This is a genomic window from Streptomyces erythrochromogenes (assembly GCF_036170895.1).
Taxonomy (GTDB): Bacteria; Actinomycetota; Actinomycetes; order Streptomycetales; family Streptomycetaceae; genus Streptomyces; species Streptomyces erythrochromogenes.
On the sequence record NZ_CP108036.1, the window covers coordinates 2,663,561 to 2,676,752 of the forward strand.

The 13,192-nt window shown below is 72.4% G+C and carries 10 protein-coding genes; 4 read left to right on the forward strand and 6 right to left on the reverse strand.

Annotated features, from left to right (window positions below):
• The first annotated feature begins 17 nt into the window (after nucleotides 1-17).
• Nucleotides 18-686, forward strand: coding sequence for a bifunctional DNA primase/polymerase (locus OHA91_RS11760; protein WP_328741123.1), 669 nt, complete (start codon nucleotides 18-20; stop codon nucleotides 684-686).
• Between the two features lie 75 nt (nucleotides 687-761).
• Here OHA91_RS11760 and ftsY read toward each other — a convergent pair whose 3' ends face one another.
• Nucleotides 762-1,973 (reverse strand): signal recognition particle-docking protein FtsY, encoded by a 1,212-nt coding sequence (ftsY, locus tag OHA91_RS11765; RefSeq protein WP_328739215.1) that lies wholly within the window; start codon nucleotides 1,971-1,973, stop codon nucleotides 762-764.
• Between the two features lie 141 nt (nucleotides 1,974-2,114).
• Between ftsY and OHA91_RS11770 the strand changes: the two genes are divergently transcribed.
• Both OHA91_RS11770 and OHA91_RS11775 read left to right on the forward strand, forming a co-directional pair.
• On the forward strand, nucleotides 2,115-3,575 hold the full coding sequence (locus tag OHA91_RS11770; protein ID WP_031148689.1) for a purine-cytosine permease family protein: 1,461 nt from the start codon (nucleotides 2,115-2,117) through the stop codon (nucleotides 3,573-3,575).
• 62 nt (nucleotides 3,576-3,637) lie between these two features.
• Nucleotides 3,638-4,624: an LLM class flavin-dependent oxidoreductase gene (locus tag OHA91_RS11775; RefSeq protein WP_031148687.1), complete on the forward strand. Its 987-nt coding sequence runs from the start codon at nucleotides 3,638-3,640 to the stop codon at nucleotides 4,622-4,624.
• A 41-nt stretch (nucleotides 4,625-4,665) separates the two neighbouring features.
• Here OHA91_RS11775 and OHA91_RS11780 read toward each other — a convergent pair whose 3' ends face one another.
• The 4 genes from OHA91_RS11780 to OHA91_RS11795 form a co-directional block, all read right to left on the reverse strand.
• Nucleotides 4,666-6,099, reverse strand: coding sequence for a sugar porter family MFS transporter (locus OHA91_RS11780; RefSeq protein ID WP_266497191.1), 1,434 nt, complete (start codon nucleotides 6,097-6,099; stop codon nucleotides 4,666-4,668).
• Between the two features lie 184 nt (nucleotides 6,100-6,283).
• Nucleotides 6,284-10,408: an AAA family ATPase gene (locus tag OHA91_RS11785; RefSeq protein ID WP_328739216.1), complete on the reverse strand. Its 4,125-nt coding sequence runs from the start codon at nucleotides 10,406-10,408 to the stop codon at nucleotides 6,284-6,286.
• A gap of 185 nt (nucleotides 10,409-10,593) precedes the next feature.
• Nucleotides 10,594-10,812, reverse strand: a complete 219-nt coding sequence (locus tag OHA91_RS11790) for a hypothetical protein (RefSeq protein WP_030032603.1) — start codon at nucleotides 10,810-10,812, stop codon at nucleotides 10,594-10,596.
• 348 nt (nucleotides 10,813-11,160) lie between these two features.
• On the reverse strand, nucleotides 11,161-11,442 hold the full coding sequence (locus tag OHA91_RS11795; RefSeq protein WP_078909436.1) for an acylphosphatase: 282 nt from the start codon (nucleotides 11,440-11,442) through the stop codon (nucleotides 11,161-11,163).
• A gap of 137 nt (nucleotides 11,443-11,579) precedes the next feature.
• Between OHA91_RS11795 and OHA91_RS11800 the strand changes: the two genes are divergently transcribed.
• Entirely contained in the window at nucleotides 11,580-12,545 is a 966-nt protein-coding gene (locus tag OHA91_RS11800) for a CAP domain-containing protein (RefSeq protein WP_031148679.1), read from the forward strand.
• A gap of 9 nt (nucleotides 12,546-12,554) precedes the next feature.
• Here OHA91_RS11800 and OHA91_RS11805 read toward each other — a convergent pair whose 3' ends face one another.
• Nucleotides 12,555-13,157, reverse strand: coding sequence for a flavodoxin family protein (locus tag OHA91_RS11805; RefSeq protein WP_455753590.1), 603 nt, complete (start codon nucleotides 13,155-13,157; stop codon nucleotides 12,555-12,557).
• Between the last annotated feature and the right edge of the window lie 35 nt (nucleotides 13,158-13,192).

The following is a 13,192-nucleotide window of genomic DNA, read 5'->3' on the forward strand; positions in this document are numbered from 1 at the left end:
GGGGCATGGGCATGGGCATGGGCTTCACGATCGGCGGCAGCCGCGGCACCAAGGAGTTCCGTTCCGGTACCCGGCGCCGCGGCCGGACCTCGGAGTGCACGACGGTGGCGGAGTACACCGGGCTGTGGGGCTGGGACGTGGTCCCCGGGGCGCGCGCCGCGGCGCCCTCCCGCGACTGCTCCTGCGGTGACGGCCGGTGCGCCCTGCCCGGAGCGCATCCGCTGGCCTTCGCGCCCACCGTCCCGGCCGGCGCCACGCTGGACGAGGTCACCGAGGCCTGGGGGGACTACCCCGGCGCCGCGGTCCTGCTACCGGTGGGCCGCGCCTTCGACGTCATCGAGGTCTCCGAGGAGGCGGGGCGGCGCGCGCTGGTGCGGCTGGAGCGGATGGGCCTGCCGCTCGGCCCGGTCATCGTCACCGCGGACGGCCGGGCGCAGTTCTTCGTGGCCCCCGGTGCGGCGGCGGAGCTGCCGCAGCTGCTGTACCGGATGGGCTGGGACGACGCCGACCTGGACCTGCGCGCCCTGGGCCCGGGGGCTTTCGTGACGGCCCCGCCCTCCGACCGGGCCGGGCTCGGCCAGGTGTGCTGGCTGCGCCCGCCCGCCCTCGACTCGGCCGGCGGCCCGCCGCAGGCGCGGCTGCTGCTGGGGACCCTGGCGTACATCTGTCACCGGTTCCGCCGCTGAGGGGTCCCGTACGCACCGGTGCCCCCGCGTTCCTCACGGAAGGCGGGGGCACCGGTATGTGCGCGGGAGCCGTGCTCAGTCGCCGATCAGGGCGTCCACGAAGGCCTCGGGCTCGAACGGCGCCAGGTCGTCCGCGCCCTCGCCCAGACCGACGAGCTTGACCGGGACGCCCAGCTCGCGCTGGACAGCGACGACGATGCCGCCCTTGGCGGTGCCGTCGAGCTTGGTCAGCACGATGCCGGTGATGTCCACGACCTCGGCGAAGACGCGCGCCTGGGTCAGGCCGTTCTGCCCGGTGGTGGCGTCCAGGACCAGCAGGATCTCGTCCAGCGGGCCGTGCTTCTCCACGACGCGCTTGACCTTGCCGAGCTCGTCCATGAGGCCGGTCTTGGTGTGCAGCCGGCCGGCGGTGTCGATGAGCACGACGTCGGCGCCCTCGGCGATGCCCTCCTTGACCGCGTCGTAGGCGATCGACGCCGGGTCGCCGCCCTCGGGGCCGCGCACGGTACGGGCGCCTACGCGGTCGCCCCAGGTCTGCAGCTGGTCCGCGGCGGCGGCGCGGAAGGTGTCGGCCGCGCCGAGCACCACGCTGCGGCCGTCGGCGACGAGCACCCGGGCCAGCTTGCCGGTGGTGGTGGTCTTGCCGGTGCCGTTGACGCCGACGACCATGATCACACCGGGGGTGTCCTCGCCGCTCTCCGTCTTCACGGCGCGGTCGAAGTCGGTGCCGACCAGGGTCAGCAGCTCTTCCTTGAGCAGGGCGCGCAGGTCCGCCGGGGTGCGGGTGCCGAGGACCTTGACCCGCGAGCGGAGCCGCTCGACGAGCTCCTGGGTGGGCACGACGCCTACGTCGGCGACGAGGAGGGTCTCCTCGATCTCCTCCCAGGTGTCCTCGTCGAGGTGCTCGCGCGAGAGCAGCGTGAGCAGCCCCTTGCCGAGGGAGTTCTGCGACCGGGCGAGGCGGGCGCGCAGCCGGACCAGGCGGCCGGCGGTGGGCTCGGGCACCTCGATCTCGGGCGCCGCCGGAACCTCCGGCTCGGCTGCCGGCGCCTCGACGGGAGCCTCGGCCTCCGGGAGTCCGACCTCCTCGATCGTGCGGCGCGGCTCTTCCGCCGTCTCTACGGCGTCCTCCCCCACCTGCGGCTCGGCAGGCGGGGCAGTGATGGTCGGCGTGCTCGGCGGTGCCGGGGGCGGCAGCTGCTTCTTCTTGCGGCTGCTGACCACGAGCCCGCTGATCGCGCCGACCGCGACCAGGGCGATGACTACAGCAAGGATGAGGATGTCCATAACCCCACCAGTATCGGCCACGGCCACCTGGGAGCCGGGAACCCGGGCGTTCGGACCGGGACGTAAGCCTCTGTTTGTTGTTTTAGCGGCACATCTACGATGATGGGCGACTTCCTCTCACACCTCCCAGGGAGCAGACGCATGCCTGCCGAGCCCGCCGACGGCGGAAACGAAACCGCGATAGAGACCCGCGGCCTGGAGCCCGTCCCGGACGGCGAGCGCGGCGGCCGGGTCCGCGAACTGGTCCCCACCTGGGTCGCCGCCAACATCAGCGTGCTGCTGCTGACCATGGGCGCCGGTTTGGTGATCTTCAACAAGCTCAACATCTGGCAGGTGCTCGTCGTCGCCGTGGCCGCACCGGTCGTGTCGTACGGGATCGTCGGCCTGATATCGATCGCGGGCAAGCGCGGCGGGGCTCCCGGCATGGCCCTCTCGCGGGCCGTCTTCGGGCAGCGCGGCAACCTCTTCCCCGGCTCCCTGATCTGGGTGGCCCGCTGGGGCTGGGAGACCATCAACGCGGTCAGCGGCGCCTACGCCGTGCTGACCGTGCTGGACCTGCTCTTCGGGATCAAGAGCAACACCACCCTCATCGTGGTCACCCTGCTGTTCTTCGTGGGCTGCACCTTCGTGGTCTCGGGCCTCGGCATCAGCGCCCTGCGGGCGTGCTCGAAGTGGTCCACGTACCTCTTCGGCGCCTTCAGCGTGCTCGTCCTCGGCTACCTGCTCTTCACCACGGACTGGTCGGCCGTCTTCGGCAAGCCGGCCGGCTCCACCGCGATGATGGTCGCGGGCATCGGCACCATCGCGGCCGGCGGCATCAGCTGGGTGCCCTCGGGCCCCGACTTCACCCGCTACCTGCCGCGCACCGCCTCCTCCAAGGGCATGGTCGGCGCGACGATCGGCGGCGCCGGCATCGTCGTGCTCCCGATGGTCCTGATGGGCGCGGTCATGGCCGTCGGCACCCCGGACCTGGCCACCGCCCAGGACCCGGTGTCCTTCATCGGCGAGCTGCTGCCCACCTGGATCGCGGTCCCGTACCTGCTGATCGCGCTCGTCGGCATGCTGCTGATCAACTCGATGTCCATGTACTCGGCCGGCTTCACCGCGCAGACCCTCGGCATCAAGGTTCCGCGTGCCTGGGCGGTCAGCGTCAACGCGGTCATCAGCCTGGTCTTCGGCTTCCTGCTGATGGTGGTCGCGACCAGCTTCTTCGGCTCGTTCATCTCCTTCCTGACCCTGCTGGCCGTGGCCTTCTCGGCGTGGATCGGCGTCTTCGGCGTGGACATGCTGCGGCGCACGGACTACGACGGGCCCGCGCTGCTGGACACCACGCGGACCAGTGCCTACTGGTACAAGGGCGGCTTTGCCTGGCAGGCCATGACGGCGTGGGCGATCGCCCTGGTGGTGGGTCTGCTGTTCACCAAGGTGGACTGGTTCAGCGGGCCGCTCGCCACCACCTGGATCGGGCAGAACGGCCTCGGCTGGGTGGCCGGCATCGTGACCTCCGGCGCGCTGTACGCCGTACTGCCCCGCACGGCGCCCGCCGGTCCGGACCCCGCGCCGGAGCAGGAGCCCGAGCTCGCCGGATCCCTGTCCAACTGACGCCACGTCAGCTAACGTCCCCCTTCGCCAGCCCACCCCATCCGGCGAAGGGGGACTTCTCCATGCCCATCACCGTGGCCCGGTTCAATCTCGTCGACCCCGACGGCACCCCCGAGTCACTCTCCGCCCGCTACAAGGCGGCCCTGGAGATGGCCCGCTACGCGGACGACCGCGGGATCGACACCGTCCAGACCGAGGAGCACCACGGCACGGACAACAACTGGCTGCCCTCCCCCTTCGCCTTCGCGGGCGCGGTCTTCGGCGCGACCCGCCGGATCGCGGTCACCGTCTCGGCGATCATCGGCCCGCTCTACGACCCGCTGAAGGTCGCCGAGGACATCGCCGTCCTCGACCTGCTGAGCGGCGGGCGCCTGGTCACCGTCGCCGGGATCGGCTACCGGCCCGAGGAGTACGAGCAGCACGGCGTGGAGTGGGGCCGGCGCGGCCGGCTCCAGGACGAGCTGCTGGAGACCCTGCTGAAGGCGTGGACCGGCGAGCCGTTCGAGTTCCGCGGCCGCACGGTACGGGTCACCCCGGCGCCCTTCACCCGGCCGCACCCGCTGCTCCTGGTGGGCGGCAGCTCGCAGGCCGCCGCGCGGCGCGCCGCCCGCCTCGGGCTGCCCTTCTTCCCCAGCGCGCACCTGCCGGAGCTGGAGGCGTACTACACGGCACGGCTGGCGGAGTACGGCACGGAGGGCTTCTGCATGATGCCGGCGGCCGAGACCCCGCTGCTGCACATCGCCGAGGACCCGGACCGCGTGTGGGCCGAGCACGGCGAGCACTTCCTGCACGAGGCGGGCATGTACGCGTCCTGGCAGTCCAAGGACATCCGCAGCGCCGTACGGTCGTCCGCGCGCTCGGTGGCGGAGCTGCGCGCGGAGGGCGTCTACCGGGTCCTGACCCCGGACGAGGCGGTCGCGTACGGCCGGGGCGCGGGTGAGGCGGGGAACCTGGTGCTGCACCCGCTGTGCGGCGGTATGCCGCTGGACGAGGGCTGGCGCAGCCTGCACCTGCTGTGCGAACAGGTACTGCCCCGGCTCAAGGGCTGAGCCGGGGCAGTACCGAGGAGAAGGGGTGGTGGCGGGGATGGTTACCCCATCTCCTCCAGCGCCTTGCCCTTGGTCTCCGGCACCCACTTGAGGACGAACGGGATCGAGAGCAGTGCGAAGACGGTGTAGATCACGTACGCGCCGGACAGGCTCCAGTCCGCGAGGGACGGGAACGAGACGGTGATGACCCAGTTGGCGATCCACTGGGCCGAGGCGGCGACGCCGAGCGCCGCGGCACGGATGCGGTTGGGGAACATCTCGCCGAGCAGCACCCAGACCACCACGCCCCAGGACAGGGCGAAGAAGAGCACGAAGGCGTGCGCGGCGACCAGGGCCACCGTGGCCTGCGCGTCGGGCATGGTGATGTCGTCGCCGGTGCCGGAGGTGAAGGAGAACGCCCACGCGCACAGGCCGAGGGAGACGGCCATGCCCGCCGAGCCGATGAGGGCGAGCGGCTTGCGACCGATCCGGTCGACGAAGATCATCGCGATCACGGTACCGATGATGTTGATGATCGACGTGGTGAAGGAGTAGAGGAACGAGCTGCTCGGGTCGATGCCGACGGACTGCCACAGCGAGGAGCTGTAGTAGAAGATCACGTTGATGCCGACGAGCTGCTGGAAGACCGAGAGGCCGATGCCGATCCAGACGATGGGCAGGAAGGCGAAGCGGCCGCCGAGCAGGTCCTTGAAGGTGGACTTGTGCTCGGAGTGCATCGCGTGCTCGATCTCGCGGACGCGCCCGTCCAGGTCGATCTTGGAACCCTCGACCTCGGCCAGCACCTTCTTGGCCTCGTCGGTACGGCCGACGGAGACCAGGAAGCGCGGGGACTCCGGGATGACGAAGGAGAGCAGCCCGTAGAGCACGGCCGGGACGACCATGACGCCCAGCATCCACTGCCAGGCCTCCAGGCCGCCGATCTCGCCGCGCTGGTCGCCGTCCGCGAGGTTGAGGATGCCCCAGTTGACGAGCTGGGAGACGGCGATGCCGATGACGATGGCGGCCTGCTGGAAGGAGGCGAGCCGGCCTCGATAGGCGGGCGGGGAGACCTCTGCGATGTAGGCGGGGCCGATGACCGAGGCCATGCCGATGCCGAAGCCGCCGATCACGCGCCACATGGCGAGGTCCCAGAGGGCGAACGGCAGGGCCGAACCGATGGCGCTGGCGGTGAAGAGGACGGCCGCGATCTGCATGCACCGGATTCGGCCGATCCGGTCAGCGAGCCGCCCCGCGGTGGCGGCGCCGATGGCGCAGCCGATCAGCGCGGCGGCGATCACCTGGGCGAGCGCCTCCGGGCCCACGTCGAAGCGCTCGCGGATCGCGACGACGGCGCCGTTGATGACGGAGCTGTCGTACCCGAAGAGGAAGCCGCCCATGGCAGCGGCCGCGGTGATGAAGATGACGTGGCCGAGGTGGTCGGGACGGGGCGAGGACCCGCCGCCGGACGCCGGGCTCTGCGCAGTGCTGCTGGTCAAGGTGTGCTCCGTGGGGGTTTCGTCCGTCCTTACAGTGGCGCACAGTTCAAGATCGGGCACCACCCGAAGGCGGGGGACAGCGGAGCGAGCCTATGCGTTCAGTTTCTGAAGTCAATACCCGGGATGAACTTCCCGTGAAGCACAGAGCGGTCCCCATGAATTCACTTCTTGAACTAAATGCTCGTCAGCGCAGCCGCTGGCTGATGACCTTGGAGACCCCGTCGCCCTGCATGGAGACGCCGTAGAGCGCGTCCGCGACCTCCATCGTCCGCTTTTGGTGGGTGATCACGATCAGCTGTGAACTCTCCTGGAGTTCCTCCATGATCCGGATGAGCCGCTGCAGGTTGGTGTCGTCGAGCGCGGCCTCGACCTCGTCCATCACGTAGAACGGGCTGGGGCGCGCCTTGAAGATCGACACCAGCAGTGCCACGGCCGTCAGGGAGCGCTCGCCGCCGGAGAGCAACGACAGGCGCTTGACCTTCTTGCCCGGGGGGCGGGCCTCCACGTCCACCCCGGTTGTCAGCATGTTGTCCGGGTCGGTCAGGACCAACCTGCCCTCGCCGCCCGGGAACAAGCGCGAGAACACCCCCTCGAATTCACGGGCCGTGTCCCGGTAGGCCTCGGTGAACACCTGCTCGACGCGCTCGTCGACCTCCTTCACCACTTGAAGGAGATCGGCTCGGGTCTTGCGGAGATCCTCCAGCTGCTCGCTGAGGAACTTGTGGCGCTCTTCCAGCGCCGCGAACTCCTCCAGGGCCAGCGGATTGACCTTGCCGAGCTGCTGGTACGCCCGTTCGGCCGCCTTGAACCGCTTCTCCTGCTGCGCCCGGACGAAGGCCCCCGGCCGGTTTCGGGGGTGCTCGGGGTCCTGCGGGAGCTCCTCGCCGTCGGCCGGCGGGGACGGGGGCACCGGCTGGTCCGGGCCGTACTCGGCGACGAGCGCGCGGGGCTCCATGCCGAACTCCTCCAGCGCCTTGGCCTCCAGGGCCTCGATGCGCAACCGCTGCTCGGCACCGAGCACCTCGCCGCGGTGAACGGAATCGGTCAGCTTGTCGAGCTCGCCCTTCAGGTCGCGGCCGGCCGTGCGCGCGTCGGCGAGCTCGCGCTCGCGCAGCCCCTTGGCCCGCTCGGCCAGGGCGCGCTCCTCGTCGGCCCTGCGGAGGGAGACCTCCACATGGGCGAGGAGCTGGCGGGCCCCGTCGGCCACCGCGCTCGCCACGTCCGCCTCGTGGCGCCGGCGCGCGCGGCGGCGTTCGGCACGGGTCCGGGCCTCGCGTTCCGCCCGGGCCGCCCGGTCGAGGGAATCGGCCCGTCCGGCCAGCCCCTTGACCCGCTCCTCGTGGGTGCGCAGCTGGAGCCGGGCCTCCATCTCGGTCTGGCGGGCGTTGGCCCCGTCGGCCGCGAGCCGGTCCCGGCGGGAGCTGTCCGGCTCCTCCTCCACCGGCATCTCCTCTGCGACGGCGAGCCGCTCCGCGCACTCCTCGACCTCGGCCAGCGCCTGTTCCAGGGCGTCCTGGGCCTTGGCCGCGGCGGCCGCGCCGCGCTCCGCCTCGCCGGCGGCGCCCTTCGCCTGCCCGGCGAGCCGTCCGAGCTGCTGGGCGACCCCGGCCCGGGCCTGCTCCGCGGCGCGCCGCCGTTCGGCGAGCTCCTCCACCAGGGCGGCCGCGTCCTGCCGCCGGGACTGCGCGGCGACCTGCACGGCGGCGAGCTCCTCGCACCGCACGCCCAACCGGGTCAGCTCCGCCGCGGCCTCGTCGACGGCAGCCTGCACCTCGATCAGGCTGGGCGCCCCGGCGGATCCGCCCTGCGCGAGGTGCGCACCGAGGACGTCGCCCTCGACGGTCACGGCCACGGCGTCGGGGCGCTGCGCGACGAGCGCCTCGGCCTCGTCGAGCGTGCCGACGACGACGTGGTCGCGCAGCACCCAGGCCAACGCCCGCCGCACCTCCTCGTCCCCGGACACCAGCGCCACGAGGGGCACCGGCCCGTCCGGTCCGGCGGCCGGTCGGGGGACGGTTCCCGAGGCCTCACCCGGCCCGGCCGAGGCAGCAGCTGCGGACCCCGCGCTCCCGGCGGCCAGGCCCGCACCCACCGCAACGGCGCCGGGCCCGCTCCGAGCCGGGCGGGCGGGATCCACGACAGGCACCGATGCCGCGGTCCGGCCGGCGAGGGCTTCGCCCGCCAGGGCCGCCGATCCCCCTCGGTACGCGATCCGGGCGGTCGGGAAAGCATCCGGCGCGGCCACGGCCGCGGACGCAGAACTCCCCGGGCCCGGCTGCGCCTCGTCCGCCGCAGCCGATCCGCCCGCGTCCGCCGAAGGCCCCTCGGCGGCGGCGTCCGGCGCGGACACCGGCCCCGCCGCCGGGTGGGCCGGAGCAGCTCCGAGCTCGGAACCCCGACCCGGCAGGCGTGCCGCGCTGCCCGCACCGGGGAGGGTGTCGGCGGCTGGAGCCGCGGGCCCGGGCGCCGCACCCCGACCCGGCAGCGCAGCCGATGCGCCCGCGTCCGGGGCGTGGTCCTCGGATGCGGCGTCCGGTCCGGAGCCCTGGCCCGGCAGGGGTGCCCCACGGCCCGCGCCCCCGCCCGGGAGGGCGGTCGGCGGGGCGATCAGGAGCGTGGCGCGGCCCGCGTCCGCGTCGCGCAGGTGGCGGATCGCCCCGGCCGCCGCCGACGGGGAGGCCACCGCCAGCGCGTCCGCCGCCGAGCCGAGCGCAGCGGCCACGGCGGCTTCGTAGCCGGGGGTCACCGACAGCCGCTCCGCCGCCGGCCCGAGCACACCGGCCAGCCTCTCGCGGGCCGCGAGCAGCGCCCCCGTACCGTCCTTGCGGCGCAGCCCCAGCGCCAGCGCGTCCCGGCGGGCCGACACCGCCGCCCGCGAGCGCTCCGCCGTCGCCAGCGCCTCCCGCGCGGCGCCGAGCGCGGCCTCGGCCTCCCCCAGCTGTGCCCGCGCCGCCTCGTGGTCCGCCTCCGCCGACGGGTCGTCGAGCCCGCCGACCTCCTCCGCCAGCGCCTCGTACTCCGCCTGCGCGTCCTCGGCCCGGCTCTGCGCCTCGTCCCGCGCCAGGGCGAGCCGGTCGATCTCGGCCTGGGCCGCCCCGGCCCGGGAGCGGGCGGCGCCGAGCCGCCCGGTCAGCCGGGCCAGCCCCTCTCGCCGGTCGGCGATGGCCCGCGCGGCGTCCCGCAGCCGGCGTTCCTCCTCGGCCAGCTCCCGCTCCAGCTCCGCGCGGTGCCCGGTGGTGTCCTCCAGGGCCCGCGAGGCCGCCTCCAGGGCGGCCATCAGCTCCGCCTCCTGCTCGCGGATCCGCTCGGCCTCCCGCTCCATGTCCTCGGGGTCGCGTCCCCTGCGCTCCTCCTCGACGGGCGCCGTGGCGCTCTTGACCCGCGCGTCCGCCAGGGACGCGGTGCCCCGTACCCGTTCGGCGAGCTGCGACAGGTCGTACCAGGTCTGCTGTGCCCGCTGGAGCCTCGGGGTGAGTTCCCGCACCGCCTCCTCCAACTCGGCCTCGCGCCGCAGCGCTCCCGCGAGCTGGGCCTCGGCGGCCTCCTTGCGCTCCTTGAGGGCGGCCTCGTCCGCGATCTCCGCGTCGAGCGCGCGCCGCAGGGCGACCAGGTCGTCGGCGAGCAGGCGCAGCCGCGCGTCGCGCAGGTCGGCCTGGATCACGGCCGCCCGCCGGGCGACGGCCGCCTGGCGCCCCAGGGGCTTGAGCTGTCTGCGCAGCTCGTCGCCGAGGTCCTGTACGCGGGCGAGGTTGGCCTGCATCGCGTCGAGCTTCCGCAGCGCCTTCTCCTTGCGCTTGCGGTGCTTCAGTACGCCGGCCGCCTCCTCGATGAAGGCGCGGCGGCCCATGGGGTCGGCGTGCAGGACGGAGTCCAGCTGGCCCTGCCCGACGATGACGTGCATCTCGCGGCCGATGCCGGAGTCGGAGAGCAGCTCCTGGATGTCGAGCAGACGGCAGGTGTCACCGTTGATCTGGTACTCGCTGCTGCCGCCGCGGAACATGATCCGGGTGATGGTGACTTCGGCGTAGTCGATGGGCAGCGCGCCGTCGGAGTTGTCGATCGTCAGGGAGACCTCGGCGCGCCCGAGCGGCGGACGGCCGGTGGTCCCGGCGAAGATGACGTCCTCCATCTTCCCGCCCCGCAGGGACTTGGCCCCTTGTTCGCCCATGACCCAGGACAGCGCGTCGACGACGTTGGACTTGCCCGAGCCGTTCGGACCCACGACGCAGGTGATGCCGGGTTCGAAGCGCAGGGTGGTGGCGGAGGCGAAGGACTTGAAGCCACGCAGGGTCAGGGACTTGAGGTGCACGCCGCCGGACTCTACCTTTCACGTTCGGTTTCACCCATGAAGGTGCAGGGCACGACTGACGTCAAAGGCATCGGGCCCCCCACCTGGCCCTGTGGTCCCTGATGCGGAGTCCAAAGAAAGAAGGGACGCCGGAGCGTCCCTTGCAGATCATGCGGGGCTGGATTCGAGCGACGAGTGAGCGCGGATCAGGTGAGCGCAGGCTCCGCCTGGGGTACGTCGATGTCGATGCTGTCCAGCAGCGAGTCTCCGTCGTGCTGAGCGGCGGCCGCGTTCAGCGCGTCATTTTCGGACTGAATCCGTACGAGCTCGGACTCGAGGTCCTGGACGCGCTGCTGAAGCCGTCGCATCTCGGCGAGGAGTCGCGGGTCGGAACCGCCGACGTAACCGAGAAGCGCCTTTGCCATGATGGATGGTCCTCCACACTGAGTGACCGACCGAAGCGGTGTGGGTCGTGAGGGAATCGCACCCGCGGATGTCCGGCAGCGACTGTCAGTCACTGCGCTTACTACTGCCAGCACTGCCAAACAGCTCAGGTGCGCGGGGCTTCCAGCGTCTCACCAAAAAGTTTGACGGTCAACACGATCACGCCCCGTATCGGCGGGCACCCCGGCCCCCGCAAGGGGCGTGGAGATCATCCTCATCTCCGAGCCTTCCACGAATCGTCCGCGACGGCAACGCGTCGACGACGAATGCCCAGTTCCGACCGGGTCCGGGCGATCGGAGATGTGATGAGTGCATGATCAGTCGATCGCTCACCGCATCCCGAAGCCGTCGTAGCCACCGCGCGGTGTACCCCAGATCTCTGTCACCCCGTCCACCCGGCCGGGCGTGTCGGAGGACCGCAACCAGTCCAGCAGCCGGTGGCAATTCTCACGTTGACCTTCGGCGACCACCTGTACTCGCCCGTCGTCGAGGTTGAGCGCGAAGCCGACCACCCCCCCGATCTCCAGGGCGTTCTCCCTGGTGAACCAGCGGAAGCCCACTCCCTGCACACGGCCGCGCACCCAGGCGGTCAGACGGACCTCTTCATTCATGCGTGAACGCTAACCGGGAGCGAACTTTCCGGTCACATCGCCCCCAGGGCCCCATGGCGTACAGTCGCGCACCAATGAACTCACCCATTTGGGTGGGTAAGGGACGATCTTGATCCGGTCAGGAAGGCACGACACCGATGGGACGCCACGGACTCCACGCCGCGCCGCGCCGCGGCGGCAAGCGCGGCACCGCCCTGCGCACCGGCCTGCTGGGGGTCTCGGTGGCCGTCGCCCTGGGCGCCGCGGCCGTCACGACCGGCATGGTGCCGGTCGGCGCCTCCTTCCCCTATGTGGGCGTCAGCACCACGGACACCACGGTGAAGACCGGGGCGGCCAAGGCCACACCCGACTCCGCCTCCGACTCCGTGATCGACCGGCAGGGCGGCCTGGCGAGCCTGTCCGGCCGCGGCTCGGCGACGAGCAGCGCGCCCTCCCCCTCCGCGACGCCTCCGGCCTCGCCCTCCGCGCCGGCCTCGCCGACCCCCTCGGCGTCCGCACCCCGGAAGGCGTCCCCCAGCACTACACCGCCGGCCGCATCACCCAGCAACACGCCGCCGGCCGCATCGCCCAGCACCACGCGCCGGACCCCGGCCGCCCCGGTCCCGGCCGCACCGGTCCCCTCCACCGAGGCCCCGAAGCAGACCGAGGCTCCGAAGAAGACCCAGGCCCCGGCGCCCTCCGCGCCGGCCCCCACCGCCACCGCGACCCGGCCGAGCCTCGACACCCACTCGGCGGAGGAGGCGGCCGTCGTCACCCTGGTGAACCAGGAGCGCGCCCAGGCGGGCTGCGGCCCGGTCCGCGCCAACCCGCCGCTGGCGGCGCTGGCCGGCGCCTTCAGCAAGGACATGGCCGCCCGCGGCTTCTTCGGCCACGACGACCCCGAGGGCAACACCCCCTGGGACCGTGCCGCGAAGGCCGGCCTCTCGGGCCTCGGCGGCGAGAACATAGCCCGCGGCCAGGGCGATGCGGAGTCCGTGATGAGGGCCTGGATGAACAGCCCGGGCCACAAGGCGAACATCCTCAACTGCGAGTTCCGCACCCTGGGCGTCGGCGCCCACTTCGCCGCCGGCGGCCCCTGGTGGACCCAGGACTTCGGCTTCTGACAGCAGGGGTCAGACGGACGCGGCCGCCAGGGCCGCGCGGCCCGCGACGACGATGCGGGCGTGCTCGGCCACGCGGCGGCCCAGGTGCTCCGCCGTCGCGATGTCGGCCTTGTGGACGGCGTCGGCACCCTCGTCCGAGTTGGACTGGGCGGCCGCGCCGGAGAAGAAGCCCAGGCGGTTGAGGTCGTTCTCGGAGGCCGTGCTGGAGTTCCAGCCCGGCTTCAGGCCCAGGTTGACCCAGTTCATGCCGTGCTGCGCGGCCAGCACCTGGAAGAACTGCAGCGTGTGCAGCTTGTCGCCGCTCTTCGAGGCGGAGTTGGTGAAGCCCGCCGCGACCTTGTCCTGCCAGGCGTCGCCGAACCAGCGCTTCGAGGAGGCCTCGGCGAAGACGTGGAAGGCGCCCGAGGCGGTGCCCATGTAGGTCGGAGAACCGAAGACGATCGCGTCGGAGGCGTCGAGCAGCTCCCACTGCGCGTCGTCGATCTCGTCGACCTTGATCAGGTGGACGGTCGCCCCGGCGTCGACGGCGCCGCTGCGGACCGCCTCTGCGACGACAGCGGTGTGGCCGTAGCCGGAGTGGTAGGCGATCGAGACGACGGGGGTGTGCGTGATACCGGACAAGGCTGATCTCTCCCTCGGGAAGGCTC

Bases quoted from the DNA above. Each gene is read 5' to 3' on its own strand.
- OHA91_RS11775 (WP_031148687.1), top strand. From the start codon at position 3,638: ATGCCCATCACCGTGGCCCGGTTCAATCTCGTCGACCCCGACGGCACC.
- OHA91_RS11760 (WP_328741123.1), top strand. From the start codon at position 18: ATGGGCTTCACGATCGGCGGCAGCCGCGGCACCAAGGAGTTCCGTTCC.
- OHA91_RS11795 (WP_078909436.1), bottom strand. From the start codon at position 11,442: ATGAATGAAGAGGTCCGTCTGACCGCCTGGGTGCGCGGCCGTGTGCAG.
- OHA91_RS11770 (WP_031148689.1), top strand. From the start codon at position 2,115: ATGCCTGCCGAGCCCGCCGACGGCGGAAACGAAACCGCGATAGAGACC.
- OHA91_RS11790 (WP_030032603.1), bottom strand. From the start codon at position 10,812: ATGGCAAAGGCGCTTCTCGGTTACGTCGGCGGTTCCGACCCGCGACTC.
- OHA91_RS11800 (WP_031148679.1), top strand. From the start codon at position 11,580: ATGGGACGCCACGGACTCCACGCCGCGCCGCGCCGCGGCGGCAAGCGC.
- ftsY (WP_328739215.1), bottom strand. From the start codon at position 1,973: ATGGACATCCTCATCCTTGCTGTAGTCATCGCCCTGGTCGCGGTCGGC.